This window comes from Arthrobacter sp. Soc17.1.1.1, from assembly GCF_036867195.1.
Lineage (GTDB): Bacteria > Actinomycetota > Actinomycetes > Actinomycetales > Micrococcaceae > Arthrobacter_D.
The window spans coordinates 258,294-273,008 of record NZ_JBAJII010000001.1 but is presented as its reverse complement, the minus strand read 5'-3'; the positions used below and the strand labels follow the sequence as shown (position 1 = coordinate 273,008).

Here is a 14,715-nt window from a genome sequence, read left to right as displayed (position 1 = left end):
TCACGGGAACCGTCGAGATGTGGGCTCGGCCGATCGCAGTTACTCAAAGGAGAGATGAACCGTGAAAGCACCCGTCAAGGCCCTGTCCACGCTCGCCGTCCTGGGACTCGGGATGACGAGCCTCGCAGCCTGCGGCTCCGGATCCGGCGAAGCCACCTCGGGCGACACCCTCACCTACTGGGCGTCGAACCAGGGCACCACGGTCGAGGACGACCGCAAGGTACTCGAGGAGTCACTCGCCCGCTTCACCGAGGAGACCGGCACCGAAGTGGAGCTCGAGGTCATCCCGTGGACCGACCTCTACAACCGCATCCTCACCGCCGTCAGCAGCGGCGAGGGCCCGGACGTCCTCAACATCGGCAACACCTGGGCCACCACGCTCCAGGAGACCGGTGCGTTCCTGCCCTTCGAGGGCGATGCGCTCGAGGCCGTGGGCGGCCAGGACCGCTTCATCCAGAGCAGCTGGTCGACCGGCGGCGCGGAGGGCGAGGCCCCCACCTCGATCCCCCTGTACGGCCTCAGCTACTCGCTCTACTACAACACCGAGATGTTCGCGGCCGCCGGCATCGAGGCGCCGCCGGAGACGTGGGACGAGTTCGTCGAGACCGCGAAGAAGCTGACCATCGACACCGACGGCGACGGCGAGATCGACCAGTGGGGCGTCTCCCTCGCCGGCAGCTCCATCTCGAACAACGCGCACCAGGCGTTCGTCCGCGGCCTGCAGGCCGGCGGGTCGCTCTTCGACGAGAACGGCGAGCCCACGTTCGCGAGTGACGAGCAGGTCGCCGGGGTGAAGCAGTGGGTGGACCTGATGGCCGTCGACAAGGTCGTCTCGCCGTCGAACGCCGAGTTCACCGGCGGCAGCCAGATGGTGGAGGACTTCGCCGCGGGCAACGCGGCCATGTTCTTCGACCAGGCGCCGGCCAAGACCCTCAACGCGCGCGGCTTCGAGAACTTCGCGGCCGCACCCGTCCCGCTGACCGACCCGGCCGCCACGGGTGACGAGGCGACCATGAGCCACGTCGCCGGGATCAACCTCAGCGTCTTCAACGAGACGGACAACGAGGAGGGCGCCCTGAAGCTGGCCGCGCACCTCACGAGCGACGAGGAGCAGGTCTACCTCAACAAGGCCTTCACCTCACTGCCGGTGCTGTCGGCCGCGTACGAGGACGAGGCGTTCCAGTCCGAGGAGATCACGCTCAAGCAGGGCATCCTCGAGAACAACGCCAAGCCGATGCCGCTCATCAGCCAGGAGGGCCAGATGGAGACCCTCGTGGGCACCGCGATCAAGAACCTGTTCGCACAGGCCGCCACGGGGACCGTCACGGAGGACGACATCCGCACGGCGCTCGAAGACGCCAACAGCCAGATGGCGGCCGCCCAGTAACTCCGCCTCCGGCAGGTGCCCGCCCCCGGGCGGGCACCTGCTCCTGACCCCGCTCAGCCCAAGGAGCACCGATGTCCCAGCTCATCGAGAAGCCGCCCGCCTCAGGCGGTGAGCCCGGAGCGCCGCAGCGCCCGGCCCCCGCGGTCCGGCGCAGGCGCAGGTCCCCGTTCGCCTACATCCTGATCGCCCCGGCGGTGATCATGGAGCTCCTGATCCATATCATCCCGATGGTCCTGGGCGTCTGGATCGCCTTCCTCGGTCTCAGCCAGCTCAACATCCGCAACTGGCTCCGTGCGCCGTTCGTCGGCTTCGACAACTTCGTCGCGGGCCTCGACCCGAACGGGCCCATCGGCGGCGAGTTCCTCGCCAGCTTCGGCCGCACCCTCGTGTTCACCGTCGTCGTGCTGGCCATCGTCTGGGTCCTCGGCATCATGGCCGCCGTCCTGCTCCACAGCTCCTTCCGGGGCAACGGCTTCCTGCGCACGTTCTTCCTCATCCCCTACGCGCTGCCCAGCTATGTCGCGACGATCGCCTGGGCGTTCATGTTCAGCCAGCGCGACGGCGCCATCAACAAGATCCTCGTGGACGACCTCGGGATCCTCGACGAGCGTCCGTTCTGGCTGCTCGGCGGGAACGCCTTCTGGGTGACGGTGATCGTGACCGCCTGGCAGATGTGGCCCTTCGCCTTCCTGATGCTCCTGGCGGCGCTGCAGAACATCCCGAAGGACGTGTACGAGGCCGCCGCGATCGACGGCGCCTCGCTGTGGAAGCAGTTCCTCCTCATCACGCTGCCGATGATCCGCCCCGCCAACGGCGTCCTGCTGCTCGTCATGAGCCTGTGGATCTTCAACCAGTTCAACGTGCCGTTCGTGCTCTTCGGCGCGGCCCCTCCGGAGTCGGCGAAGCTCATCTCGCCGCTGATCTACCAGCACTCGTTCTCCAACTGGAACTTCGGGCTCGGCGGTGCCATGAGCGTGCTGCTGCTCATCCTCCTGTTCATCGCCTCCGTGATCTACGTCCGCATGGTCCTCCCGAAGGGAAAAGACATTGATTGAGACACCGGGCTTCCGCTGGTTCCGCCGCATCGGCCTGACCTTCCTCTTCCTCCTCGTCGCGCTCCCCCTGTACGTGGTGGTGGTGACGAGCTTCAAGCCCCTCTCCGACGTCCGGGGCCTCTTCACCTGGGTGCCGTCGACGGTCACCTTCGAGCCCTATCTCGAGATCTGGCAGACCGTCCCGCTGGGGCACTACTTCAAGAACAGCCTGATCGTGACCACCCTCGCCACGATCTTCTCCGTGATCATCGCGATCATGGCCGCCTACGCGGTGGCGCGGCTGAACTTCCGGGGCCAGCGGTCCTTCAGCCTCGTGGTCCTGTCCACGCAGATGTTCCCCGGCATCCTGTTCCTCCTGCCGCTGTTCCTGATCTTCACGCAGATCCAGCGGACCGTGGGGCTGCAGCTCAACGGGTCGTACACGGGACTCGTCATCACGTACCTGACGTTCACGCTGCCCTTCGCCATCTGGATGCTCGCCGGCTACTTCGCGTCGATCCCGCGCGAGCTCGAGGAAGCGGCGATGATCGACGGGACGAGTCGCGCGGGAGCCTTCATCCGGGTGGTCATCCCGGTGGCCAAGCCGGGGATCATCGCCGTCGCCGTGTACTCCTTCATCACCGCGTGGGGCGAGGTCCTCTTCGCGTCGGTGCTCACCAACAACGACACCCGGACCCTCGCCATCGGCCTGCAGGCCTACGCCAACCAGACCGACGTCTACTGGAACCAGCTCATGGCGGCATCCGTCGTCGTTTCGCTTCCGGTCCTCATCGGCTTCATGATGGTCCAGCGGCACCTCGTTGCAGGACTGTCCGCAGGCTCGGTCAAGTAGCCGGCACCCCTCGCACCCCTGGAGAAACACCATGACATCCCCCCTTTCCGGTCAGGTACCGGATCGTCCCGCGTCGCGCCCGCTCGGCGTCGCAATGATCGGCTACGCCTTCATGGGCAAGGCGCACTCCGCGGCCTGGCGGACGGTCGGCAGCCACTTCGACGTGCCGGCCACCGCACGACGCGTCATCGTCGGCAGGGATGCCGGGCGGACCGCCGAGGCCGCCGCGCTCTACGGCTGGGAGGAATCCTCCACGGACTGGCGGGAGGCGATCCACCGGGACGACATCGACATCGTGGACATCTGCACCCCCGGCTACCTCCACGCCGAGATCGCCATCGAGGCACTGAAGGCGGGCAAGCACGTGCTGGTGGAGAAGCCGCTCGCCAACACCATCGCCGAGAGCACCGAGATGGTGGCCGCGGCGGCCGGGGCGCGGGAGCACGGCGTCCAGTCCATGGTCGGGTTCAACTACCGGCGCGTGCCGGCCCTCGCCCACGCCCGCGACCTCATCGCCGACGGCCGGCTGGGCGCCGTCCGTCAGCTGCGCGTCGCCTACCTGCAGGACTGGCTGGTCGACGCCGAGTCCCCGATGACGTGGCGCCTGCGCCGGGAGACCGCCGGATCCGGCGCGCTCGGCGACATCGCCTCCCACGCCCTGGACCAGGTGCAGTTCCTCACCGGCGAGAACGTCACGGAGGTATCGGGCCGTCTGCGCACCTTCGTGGAGGAGCGGCCCGGCCCGGACGGCCGGGAACCCGTGACGGTCGACGACGCCGCGTGGATCACCGCCGAACTCGCCGGCGGTGCCATCGCCACGGTCGAGGTCTCGCGCGTGGCCACCGGGGTGAAGAACGGACTCCGCATCGAGGTCTTCGGCGAGCGCGGCGCCCTCCGCTTCGACCTGGAGAACCTCAACGAGCTCTGGTTCATGGAGGCGACCGGCCCCGTGACCGAGCAGGGCTTCCGCCGCATCCTCGTGACCGAGCCGGGCCATCCCTACCTGGAGGCATGGTGGCCGCAGGGACACATCATCGGCTGGGAGCACACCTTCACGCACCAGCTGCGCGACTTCCTCACCTCCATCCGCACGGGCCGGCCGGTCCAGCCGTCCTTCGAGGCCGGCCTGCAGATCCAGCGCGTGCTCGCCGCCGTCGAGGAGAGCGCGGCGGCCAAGAGCGCCGTCGTCCAGGTCGGCTCCGCCACCCCCGCCCACTAGTCCATCCCATCCAAGGAGACTGCATGACCCGCAACTTCACCCTGTTCACCGGCCAGTGGGCCGATCTCCCCTTCGAGAAGGTCGCCGAGCTCGCCGGCCAGTGGGGCTACGACGGCCTCGAGATCGCCGTCTCGGGAGACCACCTCGACGCCTGGCGCTGGGACGACGACGCCTACATCCAGGACCGGCTCGACATCCTCGAGCGCAACGGCCTGAAGGTCTGGGCCATCTCGAACCACCTCAAGGGCCAGGCGGTCTGCGACGACCCGATCGACTTCCGCCACCAGGCCATCGTGGGCCCGACGGTCTGGGGCGACGGCGACCCCGAGGGGGTACGGCAGCGCGCCGCCGAGGAGATGAAGCACACCGCCCGGCTCGCGAAGAAGCTCGGCGTGGACACCGTCGTCGGCTTCACCGGCTCCTCGATCTGGCAGTACGTGGCCATGTTCCCGCCCGTACCCGCCGCCAAGATCGATGCCGGCTACCAGGACTTCGCCGACCGCTGGAACCCCATCCTGGACGTCTTCGACGAGTGCGGTGTCCGTTTCGCCCACGAGGTGCACCCCTCCGAGATCGCCTACGACTACTGGTCCACGCAGCGCACCCTCGAGGCCATCGGCCACCGCCCGGCGTTCGGCCTGAACTGGGACCCGAGCCACTTCATGTGGCAGCAGATCGACCCGGTGGCGTTCATCTCCGACTTCAAGGACCGCATATACCACGTGGACTGCAAGGACACGAAGATGCGCATGGGCGGCGGCCGCAACGGCATCATGTCCTCGCACCTGCCCTGGGGGGATCCGCGGCGCGGCTGGGACTTCGTGTCCACGGGCCGCGGTGACGTGCCCTGGGAGGACAGCTTCCGCGCCCTGACGGCCATCGGCTACACCGGGCCCATCTCGGTGGAGTGGGAGGACGCCGGCATGGACCGCCTGCAGGGCGCACCCGAGGCGCTGGCCTTCCTGAAGACGTTCGACTTCGCGCCGTCGGAGACCTCCTTCGACGCGGCCTTCAGCCAGTAGCCTCCGGCACGGGACGCCGCGCCGGGCCCAGCCGGCGCGGCGTCCCCCCGCAGGAAATCCCCCGTTCGTAACCTCGTAGAAATCGAAGCGGAGTAGCCTTGGGCCATGCGTGAACTCCAGGCTCAGATCATCGAGGAAATGGGCGTCAAGCCCACCATCGACCCCGCGGCGGAGGTTCGCCGCCGGGTCGCCTTCCTGAAGGACTACGTACGGTCCACAGGTACCCGCGGGTTCGTCCTCGGCATCAGCGGAGGGCTCGATTCGACCCTCGCCGGCAAGCTCGCCCAGCTCGCCGTCGACGAGCTGCGGTCCGAGGGGGCCGACGCCGACTTCGTCGCGATGCGCCTTCCCTACAACGTCCAGAAGGACGAGGAGGACGCCCAGGCCGCCCTCGCCTTCATCCAGCCGCGCACGTCGAGGGTGTTCAACGTGGCGCCCGCCGTCGACGGCTTCCAGCAGGAGTACGCGGAGACCACCGGCGAGCGGATCTCCGACTTCACCAAGGGCAACACGAAGGCCCGCGCCCGCATGGTGGCGCAGTACGCGATGGCCGGGCAGCACAACCTGCTCGTGATCGGCACCGATCACGGCGCCGAGTCCGTGACGGGCTTCTTCACGAAGTTCGGCGACGGCGGAGCGGACATCCTCCCGCTCTTCGGCCTCAACAAGCGCCAGAACCGCGCCCTGCTGAAGGAACTCGGAGCGCCCGCGTCCCTCTACGAGAAGATCCCGACGGCGGACCTGCTCGACGACCTGCCCGGCCGCGCCGACGAGCACGAGCTGGGGCTGACCTACGAGCAGATCGACGACTACCTCGAGGGACGCGAGGTGGACCCCGACGCGGCGAAGGCCATCGAGCACCGCTATTGGATCACGCGGCACAAGCGCACCGTGCCGGTGACCGTCTTCGATTCCTGGTGGCGGGAGTAAACACCCTCGTTGGTAACGTAGGGTCCGTGAAGATCGCCACCTGGAACGTCAATTCCCTCCGAGCCCGTGCCGACCGCGTCGAGGCGTGGCTCGACAGGTCCGACGTCGACGTCCTGGCCATCCAGGAGACGAAGTGCAAGGACGACAACTTCCCCTGGGAACTGTTCGAGAACAGCGGCTTCGAGGTGGCGCACTTCGGCCTGAGCCAGTGGAACGGCGTCGCCATCGCCTCCCGCGTGGGGCTCGACGACGTCGAACGCACCTTCCCCGGCCAGCCAGCCTTCGGCAAACCCGGGACGGAGGCGGTGCAGGAAGCCCGCGCCATCGCCGCGACCTGTGGCGGCGTGCGCGTCTGGAGCCTGTACGTACCGAACGGCCGGGCACTCGACGACCCGCACATGCCGTACAAGATCGAATGGCTCGACGTCCTCCGCGGCCATGCGCAGCGCTGGATCGGCGAGGACCCCGAGGCGCAGATCGCCCTCATGGGTGACTGGAACATCGCGCCGCAGGACGAGGACGTGTGGGACATCGACCTCTTCGTCAACGGCGGGTACACGCATGTCAGCCCGCCCGAGCGCGCCGCGTTCCAGGCGTTCCTCGACGCCGGGTTCGCCGACGTCGCCCGCCCCTACACCCCGGGCCCCGGCCTCTACACGTACTGGGACTACACGCAGCTGCGGTTCCCGAAGAAGGAGGGCATGCGCATCGACTTCGTCCTCGGCTCTCCCGCCCTGGCAGCGCGCGCCACGAATGCGTTCGTGGACCGTGAGGAGCGCAAGGGCAAGGGCGCCTCCGACCATGCTCCCGTCGTCGTGGAACTCAGCGGGCCGTGAGCCCGATGGGCGGTGCCGCCCGGCCGTTCCCGTACGTCTCCTACCTCCGCGTGTACGAGCCGCTGGACGCCTTCTCCGACGCGCAGCAGCTCATGATCCTCGAGCAGCGTGCACGGGAGCGGGCGCTCACCGAGACGCTCGAGCACGAGCAGTCGCTCCGGCGCATCCTGCGCAGCGTGTCGGATCCCTTCCCGCACCATGAGCCGGACCTCGTCCGCGTCACGCACTTCCCCGCCCTCAGCGGCACCACGGCGCCCTACTACTGCCCCAACCAGCTGGCCGTCCGCACCACGCTGGCCGCGGAGTCGCTCGACCAGAGCCTGCGCGGCCCCCTGATCGACGTCCTCGTCCCCGAGGCCGCCCGCGAGGCGCACCAGGCGAGACTGGACCCGGACACGTTCGCCGACACCGTCGCGAAGCTGCACACCCGCTCGGCCACGTGGGGTGTGCCGTTCGCGTGGTTCGTCCTGATCCACGAGGACGACCTGACGGAGGTGGTCGAGGACGACGGCCGGGTGTCGACGGTCCGGATCTCCGCGAGGATCGGCGACTGCATCGACCGGGGCAGGCGCTCCGTGGCACAGCTCGCCATCGGCGCCCCGGAGATGGACCTCCTCGACGAGCTCACGGAGATCGTCGAGTGGCTCGAGGTGTTCCGCCGCGACGCCGTGGTCGAGGTCGACTACGGTCCGGTGGCGGACCGCGTGTTCCCCGACGACTCGCCGATGGACGTGCGCCTGGGCATCGAGAGCCTGGCCGAGGCCGACATGATGGGCGCGGCCGCCTCGTACCGGCGCCTCGCCTCCCGGTGGATCCCGATCCGCCAGCTCGCCCGCGCCTCCTGACCTCCCACCGAAGGTCGGTGCCCGGCCGCCGCCGTCGTTCCCACCTCCTGGGGCCCCTACCTGCAGGCCCCGGCGCGTCGCCCGCCGACCCGCCGGGATGCGGGCAAGAACCAGGGACGAGGACCGGCGGTCAGCGCCGGACGGGCCCCGTGGACGCCCGCTCGATGAGCAGATGGGGGCGCGACGGTGGGTACTCGGCGGGTTCGTGCCGCAGCAGCTCCCCCAGCAGCAGGTCCGCCGCGTACGCGCCCTGATCTCCCGGGTCCTGACGGACGGTCGTCAGGCCCATGGGCTCCGCGAACTCGTGGTCGTCGATCCCGATGACGGACAGCTCGCCCGGCACGTCGATGCCGAGCTCCGCCGCGGCCCTCAGTACCCCGAACGCCATCTCGTCGGAGGAGCAGAACACCGCCGTCGGCCGGTCCGCCGGGTCGGCGAGCAGGGCCAGGGCGGAGACGCGTGAGGTGGCGAACGTGAAGTCGCCGAACGCGGACCAGTCCTCGCGGACGGGAAGGCCGTGGTCCGCCATGGTCTGCCGGAACGCCTCCCCGCGGAGGCGGGGCACCTCGAAGTCGATGTCGAACGACCCGCCGCCGCGCATATGGGCGATCCTCGTGTGGCCATGCCCGATGAGGTGCTCGACGGCGTCGCGTGCCGCCCGCGCGTCGTCGATCCCCACGTGCCGCACACCCTCCACCGCGCCGCCCACCACGATATGGGGGTACTCGAGCTGCTGGACGGCCTCGCGTTCCTCGGCCGTCAGGTGCATGCACATGACCACGAGGGCGTCGATGCGCTTGCGCAGGATGGAGCGGTGGAACACGCGGTCGCGGTTCACGCCGTCGCCGCCGAGGCTGAACACGATCAGGTCGTATCCCGCGGCGCGGAGCTGCCGGTCGATGCCCTCGAGCACCGCGGAGAAGTACCAGCGGTCGATCGCCGGGACGAGGACGCCCATCGCCATGGTGCGGCCGGACGCCAGACCGGACGCCGCCGACGACGGCACGTACCCGAGGCTCTTGGCGGTCGAGGTGACCCGGGCACGCGTCTCCTCGGCGACGCCCGGCAGCCCGCGCAGTGCGCGGGACACCGTGGCGGTCGAGACTCCGAGGGCTGCAGCGACGTCATCGATGCTTGTCATGCCTCAGCCTTTCAGACCACCCGCCAGAAGTCCTCTCACGAAGTAGCGCTGCAGCCCGAAGAACACGGCGAGGGGCACGATGATCGAGACGAAGGCCCCGGCGGTCAGCCGCTGCCACTCGCCGCCCCTGGAGCCCTGGATCTCCGCGAGGCGCTGCGTGATCGGGGCGACGTCGGCGCCGCCTCCCGAGAACACGAGGGCGACCAGCAGGTCGTTCCAGAGCCAGAGGAACTGGAAGATGCCGAACGACGCCAGGGCGGGCGTGGCGAGCGGGACGATGATCCGCCAGAAGATGGTGCTGTGACCGGCGCCGTCCACGCGGGCGGCCTCGATGACCTCACCGGGGATCTCCGCGATGAAGTTGTGGAGCAGGAAGATCGCCAGCGGCAACCCGAAGATCGTGTGGGCCACCCAGAGCTGGGCGTACGTGCCGCTCGGCAGCAGCTGGACGTCCCCGAACTTCAGCACCTGCGTGAAGAGCTGCAGCAAGGGGATCAGCGCCATCTGGAGGGGCACGATCTGCAGGGCGAACACGAAGATGAACAGGCTGTCCTTGCCCCTGAACCGGCCCCACGCGAACATGTAGGCCGCCATGGCACCGAGGACCAGCGTGAAGATGGTGCCGGGGATGACGATCGCGAGCGAGTTCACGAAGTAGGACAGCAGGTTCGGGGACTGGCTGCCGCCCGGGCTGAGGACATCGGCGTAGTTCTCGAGGGTGAACTGGCGGTCCGTGATGACGTTCCACCAGCCGTTGCCCTTGATGTTGTCCTCAGGCCGGAAGGACGAGACGAGCAGGCCGAACGTCGGGATGGTCCAGATCACGGCGATGATGACCGCGGCCGCCGTCGCGGTGCGGGAGGTCAGTCGCTGCCGGACCCGCCGCTGCATCGTGGGGTGGCCCTGCGTGGCGTCGTCGGCGACGTCCGACGCGAGGCTCTTCGTGTTCTCCAGGGGAACGGTGCTCATCGGATCTCCTTCTGCTTGCGGAGCAGCCGGGCGTTGTAGACGACCACGGGCAGCACCATCAGGAACAGGATCAGGGCCAGCGCGGCACCCCGTCCGGGTTCACCCGCCCTGAACGCCTGGGTGTACATCTCGTTGGCGACGACCGAGGTCTCGTACTGCCCCGCGGTCATCGTCCTGACGATGTCGAAGACCTTTAGCGTGCCGATGGTGATGGTGGTGACCACCACGATGAGGGAGCCGCGGATGGTGGGGATCGTGACGTTGGTGAACTGCTGCCAGGCGCTGGCGCCGTCGAGCCGCGCCGCCTCGACGATCTCCGTGGGGATGCCCTTGATGGCCGCGGACAGGACCACCATGGCGAAGCCCGTCTGGATCCAGATCATGACGGCGATGAGGAAGAGTGTGTTCTCGGGGGCATCGAGCAGGAACTGCTTGGGTTCCTGCCCGAACCACACGAGGATCTGGTTGAGGAGCCCGATCTGATCCTGCTCGGCGCCCTTGTAGGCGTAGACGAACCGCCAGATGACGCCGGCACCGACGAAGGAGATGGCCATGGGCATGAACACCAGGGCCTTGAGGGCCTTCTCGCCACGGGCCCGGTCGATGAACACCGCGTAGGCGAGACCGATCGACGAGGCCAGCAGCGGCACGAGGACCACCCAGATGACGGTGTTCCTCAGGGTGACGAGGGCCTCCGGCTGCGTGAACATCCAGACGAAGTTGTCCAGCCCCACGAACTCGCCGTTGCGATCAGTGAATGACAGGTACGAGGTCTGGAGCGCGGGGTACACGAGTCCGAACGCCAGCAGCACGAGGGCCGGAGCGAGGAAGCCGGCGATCTGGACCTTTTCCCGGCCCGACTTCGGGGCGCGGTCGACAACCAGCATGATCAGACCGATGATGGCGGCGAAGACGGCGAGTCCGACCACCACCTGTAGCCCTTTTTCTGCAATATCTTCCACAGCACAGCCTCCTTGGTGCGCATGACGTGATGACGGTGAGCGCCGGCGGCACCGGGCGCACCACGCTCGGGTGGTGTGCCCGGTGCCGCCGACGACGACCGGTGCCGGCCCACGCGGGCCGGCACCGGTCGGTCAGTGCATCAGGAGCTGGGCCAGCTGTCCTCGACGGACTGCGTGATCTCCTCGGTGGACGAGCCGTTGATCCAGTTCACGATGCCGCTCCAGAAGGAGTTGGAACCGACGGCACCAGGCATCAGGTCCGAAGCGTCGAACCGGAAGACCGTGGTGGGATCCTGCAGCAGTTCGATCGACTGGCGATCGAGGTCGGATCCGGCGAGTGCCGGGTCCAGTCCCTTGTTGGCGCTGATAGCGCCACCCTGGGCGACGCGGGCGTTGGCGAATTCAGCCGTGGCCATGTAGGTCTGCAGTGCGACGACCTCGGGACGGTCCGCGTACGCGCCGACCATCTCGCCGCCGCCGGTGATCGCAGTGCCGGCGGCAGGATCGACGGGAGGAGTCATGAAGGCCCAGACATCGCCGTCCTCGGCGACGTTGGTTCCCTCGGGCCAGTTGGCGGCCTGGAAGGATGCCTGGTGGTGCATGGCGCACTGTCCGTCGAGGACCGGCTGGCCGGCTTCGGCGAAGGCGGTCGAGAGGATGGAGCGCGAGTCGCCGAACCCTCCGTTGACGAAGTCGTCATTCTTCAGGATCTCACCGACGCGGTCGAAGGACTCGACGATCCGCGGATCGTCGAAGGGGATCTCGTGGGCGACCCACTGGTCGTAGACCTCCGGGCCGTGCTCGCGGAGTACGGCGTCCTCGACCCAGTCCGTCCCCGGCCAGCCTGTGGCCTCGCCGGATTCGAAGCCTGCGCACCAGGGCTTGATCTCCTCTTCCTCACTGGCGATCTTCTCGGTGAGCTCGGTCATCTCGTCCCAGGTGGTGGGGACTTCCCAGCCCTTCTCCTCGAAGGTCGCAGGGACGTACCAGACGTAGCCCTTGATGTTTGCGAGCATCGGCGCTCCGTAGAAGGTGCCGTCGACGGTGCCGTACTTCTTCCAGTCCGGGCTCCAGCCCTCATCGACGAGGTCCGAGACCGCCTGCGGTGCCGGCTTCAGGTTGCCCGCCTGGGCAGCGAGGAGGCCCGGCTGGGGGAAGATCGCGAGGTCGGGAGCAGTGCCACCCTGGGCGCGGACGCCGACCTGGGTCTCGAACTCCTTGGAGCCCTCGAAGGCCACCTCGATGCCGGTGCACTCCGAGAAGTCGGCCCATGAGTTCTCGAGGTATTCCGCTTCGAGATCGACGATGGAGGCATAGACGCTGACCTCTGCGCCGTCGAACGTGCCGTAGGACTCGTAGTCGGCGCAGTCCGCGTCGCTCGAATCCCCGGCGCTGTCGGATCCTCCGGCGCCGCACCCGGCGAGCGCGAAGAGGGAAACACTGAGTGCTGCGGCAGGCAGCAGGAACTTCCGTGAGCGAATGGTCGCCATTGAAACAGACTCCTTTGTCCTGGGTGCGTCGGGAACCGCAGGGAGGGCGGGGCCCTGTCACCGGCGGTGTCACGCATCCTGAATGATGGGGACAGCGTAAGCGCTTACAACCGGTCGTCCGACCGAAATGGACACGTGGCGCTGCTTCGATGCGCAATCGTGATGCTCCACACGTCGGAGCTAGCTGACCCGCTCGGGCCGCGTGAAGCGAACACGGGCGCCGGAGCCGATGCTCACGAGGACCGGCGGCCGGGAACCGGTCACGGCGTCCAGGGCTTCGACGAGGCGGGAGACCTCCTCGGCCACGGCGTAGGGCGGAACGCCCTTGCGGGGATACACGCGGACCCGGAGCCCCGGCACCCCCCGGATCTGCCACGTGCTCACCGACGCGCCCGCGAGGTCCGAGCGTTCGAGCAGCGCGGCCTTCAGCGCCTGCTCCGCCGCGGCCGCCGTGATCGTCACGGATCCCGCCGTCGAGCCCGCATCCGGTCCGTGGGAGGACTCCGGCCCGGACCCGGTGCCGGTCGCGAACAGGCCCGTCCGGCCCCTCCCCTGCGCGGCGATCCAGGCGCCGAGCATCACGATCAGGGCCACCAGGACCACGGCGAGCGCGATCCACAGCCACGTGTCCGCCTGGCCCTCGAGCGTGGTCCGTGTCCGCAGCCCTTCGATGGCCTCACCCGCACGCGGAGCCGCGGACCGCCACCACGCGGCGACGGCGGGCAGCACGAGGAGACCGAGTCCGGCAGCCCCCAGCACCAGGAGGACGAGCCCGACGACGGCGAGCACGAGGCGGTTCAGGAGCCGCGGCGTGGTGTTCACTGCCCGATCACCCCCGACTCGGCGACGACGACACCGATTCTCGGCTCGGGTTCCACGCTGGAGCGCCGGAGGTCGTCCGCGACGGCCGCACGGACGGCCTCGGCGTCGACGGGCACCCCGGAGGTGGGCCTGACCTGCACCGTGACGGTACTGCGCCCCACCGTCACGAGGATCTGCTCGGGTGCGACGCCCGCCGCCACGCGTGCCCGCCGGGCGAGGGACGAGGCCACCACCTCGGCGTCGACGACGACGGCGGTGCGCTCGTTCGGGATGGTGTAGCGCGCGCGGCGCCCGGGCAGGACGGCGAGGAGGAGCAGCAGACCGCCGACCACCAGGAGCAGGACCGAGGCCGCCCCGAGCAGCGACGCCGGGACCCCCGAGGGAAGCGTGCCGAGCCGAGCGGCCGCCGCCTCGACGTCGAGCAGGAACGGCTCGTCCCCCACGGCCTTGAGCACGGCCTCGAACAGGAGGACCAGGCACCCGGCGATCAGGAGGACGGCGACGACGACCGAGGGAAGGGCGCGTGACGAATGCAGCTCCCGGCGCACCAGCCGGGCCGTCGACGGCGGCGCAGGGGGTGTGCGCTGGAGCGGGTCGGCACTCACAGCACCCTCGCCCCCCTGGTCACGGTACTGCCGATGATGCGGATGTCCACGCGGCTCAGCCGCGCTCCGCTGAGTTCCTGGATCCGTTCGAGGATCGGGGTGCGGGCGGCCTCGGCACGGCCCAGGAGCGGGCCGCCGAAGGACTCGACGACCCCCGGGTCGTCGAGGACGCGGGCGAGGGGCGGAACGGGCAGGGACAGGGCGAGCAGGAGCGCGAGGAGCCCGCGGTCGTCGGAGAACGACGCGCGGACCTGCCCGGGCGGCACCCCGAGGACGTCGGCGGCGGCGGCCTGGGCGAGGCTCGTGAGCGCCTGCGTGGTGATGCGGTTGTGGCCGGTGAGGGGCGCCGGCTCCCGGAGGGGTGGGGCCGGGGTCATCGGGGACGCTGCCGGGACCGACGCAGTGGTCACGAGGAGGAGCGTCGGCCGGACAGGGCGTCGAGGACACCACGGAGATCGAGTCTGCCCTCGGCGATCCTGCCGATGACGGCGCCGCAGAGCACCAGCACCAGGGTGAGGAGGAAGCCCCAGAAGCCGAAGATCAGGGCGGCGAAGGCGAGGACCGCTCCGACAGCCATGCCGATGGTGGTGGGTGTCATGG

At 69.0% G+C, this 14,715-nt stretch carries 16 protein-coding genes; 8 read left to right on the top strand and 8 right to left on the bottom strand.

Going from position 1 to position 14,715, the window contains the following annotated elements:
* The first annotated feature begins 61 nt into the window (after positions 1-61).
* The 8 genes from V6S67_RS01345 (at position 62) to V6S67_RS01310 (ending at position 8,126) form a co-directional block, all read left to right on the top strand.
* Positions 62-1,387 (top strand): ABC transporter substrate-binding protein, encoded by a 1,326-nt coding sequence (locus tag V6S67_RS01345; protein WP_334208531.1) that lies wholly within the window; start codon positions 62-64, stop codon positions 1,385-1,387.
* A 71-nt stretch (positions 1,388-1,458) separates the two neighbouring features.
* The gene (locus V6S67_RS01340; protein ID WP_334208530.1) at positions 1,459-2,442 is read left to right on the top strand and encodes a carbohydrate ABC transporter permease; all 984 of its coding nucleotides are present in this window, start codon (positions 1,459-1,461) and stop codon (positions 2,440-2,442) included.
* Positions 2,435-3,274, top strand: a complete 840-nt coding sequence (locus tag V6S67_RS01335; RefSeq protein WP_334208529.1) for a carbohydrate ABC transporter permease — start codon at positions 2,435-2,437, stop codon at positions 3,272-3,274. Before V6S67_RS01340 ends, V6S67_RS01335 begins: the two co-directional genes overlap by 8 nt.
* Positions 3,275-3,305: 31 nt before the next feature.
* Positions 3,306-4,493: a Gfo/Idh/MocA family protein gene (locus V6S67_RS01330; RefSeq protein ID WP_334208528.1), complete on the top strand. Its 1,188-nt coding sequence runs from the start codon at positions 3,306-3,308 to the stop codon at positions 4,491-4,493.
* A gap of 23 nt (positions 4,494-4,516) precedes the next feature.
* Positions 4,517-5,515 carry a sugar phosphate isomerase/epimerase family protein gene (locus tag V6S67_RS01325; protein ID WP_334208527.1) on the top strand — a complete coding sequence of 333 codons (999 nt, stop codon included), beginning with the start codon at positions 4,517-4,519 and terminating at the stop codon, positions 5,513-5,515.
* Positions 5,516-5,620: 105 nt separating this feature from the next.
* Positions 5,621-6,445: an ammonia-dependent NAD(+) synthetase gene (gene nadE, locus V6S67_RS01320; RefSeq protein ID WP_334208526.1), complete on the top strand. Its 825-nt coding sequence runs from the start codon at positions 5,621-5,623 to the stop codon at positions 6,443-6,445.
* A gap of 26 nt (positions 6,446-6,471) precedes the next feature.
* Positions 6,472-7,281 carry an exodeoxyribonuclease III gene (locus tag V6S67_RS01315; RefSeq protein ID WP_334208525.1) on the top strand — a complete coding sequence of 270 codons (810 nt, stop codon included), beginning with the start codon at positions 6,472-6,474 and terminating at the stop codon, positions 7,279-7,281.
* 5 nt (positions 7,282-7,286) lie between these two features.
* A complete protein-coding gene (locus V6S67_RS01310) occupies positions 7,287-8,126 on the top strand; it encodes a hypothetical protein (protein WP_104048764.1) in 840 nt (279 codons plus the stop codon).
* Between the two features lie 130 nt (positions 8,127-8,256).
* Here V6S67_RS01310 and V6S67_RS01305 read toward each other — a convergent pair whose 3' ends face one another.
* The 8 genes from V6S67_RS01305 to V6S67_RS01270 all read right to left on the bottom strand — a co-directional run bounded on the left by V6S67_RS01305 (position 8,257) and on the right by V6S67_RS01270 (position 14,713).
* Positions 8,257-9,267 (bottom strand): LacI family DNA-binding transcriptional regulator, encoded by a 1,011-nt coding sequence (locus V6S67_RS01305; protein WP_334208524.1) that lies wholly within the window; start codon positions 9,265-9,267, stop codon positions 8,257-8,259.
* A gap of 3 nt (positions 9,268-9,270) precedes the next feature.
* Positions 9,271-10,158 carry a carbohydrate ABC transporter permease gene (locus tag V6S67_RS01300; RefSeq protein WP_334211491.1) on the bottom strand — a complete coding sequence of 296 codons (888 nt, stop codon included), beginning with the start codon at positions 10,156-10,158 and terminating at the stop codon, positions 9,271-9,273.
* 74 nt (positions 10,159-10,232) lie between these two features.
* Positions 10,233-11,198 (bottom strand): carbohydrate ABC transporter permease, encoded by a 966-nt coding sequence (locus V6S67_RS01295; RefSeq protein WP_334208523.1) that lies wholly within the window; start codon positions 11,196-11,198, stop codon positions 10,233-10,235.
* Between the two features lie 140 nt (positions 11,199-11,338).
* A complete protein-coding gene (locus V6S67_RS01290) occupies positions 11,339-12,688 on the bottom strand; it encodes an ABC transporter substrate-binding protein (protein WP_334208522.1) in 1,350 nt (449 codons plus the stop codon).
* A 180-nt stretch (positions 12,689-12,868) separates the two neighbouring features.
* Positions 12,869-13,510, bottom strand: a complete 642-nt coding sequence (locus tag V6S67_RS01285) for a hypothetical protein (protein WP_334208521.1) — start codon at positions 13,508-13,510, stop codon at positions 12,869-12,871.
* The gene (locus V6S67_RS01280; protein WP_334208520.1) at positions 13,507-14,115 is read right to left on the bottom strand and encodes a DUF6286 domain-containing protein; all 609 of its coding nucleotides are present in this window, start codon (positions 14,113-14,115) and stop codon (positions 13,507-13,509) included. Before V6S67_RS01280 ends, V6S67_RS01285 begins: the two co-directional genes overlap by 4 nt.
* A complete protein-coding gene (locus V6S67_RS01275) occupies positions 14,112-14,525 on the bottom strand; it encodes a hypothetical protein (RefSeq protein WP_442884675.1) in 414 nt (137 codons plus the stop codon). Before V6S67_RS01275 ends, V6S67_RS01280 begins: the two co-directional genes overlap by 4 nt.
* Positions 14,522-14,713 (bottom strand): DUF2273 domain-containing protein, encoded by a 192-nt coding sequence (locus tag V6S67_RS01270; RefSeq protein WP_334208519.1) that lies wholly within the window; start codon positions 14,711-14,713, stop codon positions 14,522-14,524. Before V6S67_RS01270 ends, V6S67_RS01275 begins: the two co-directional genes overlap by 4 nt.
* Positions 14,714-14,715 lie beyond the last annotated feature (2 nt).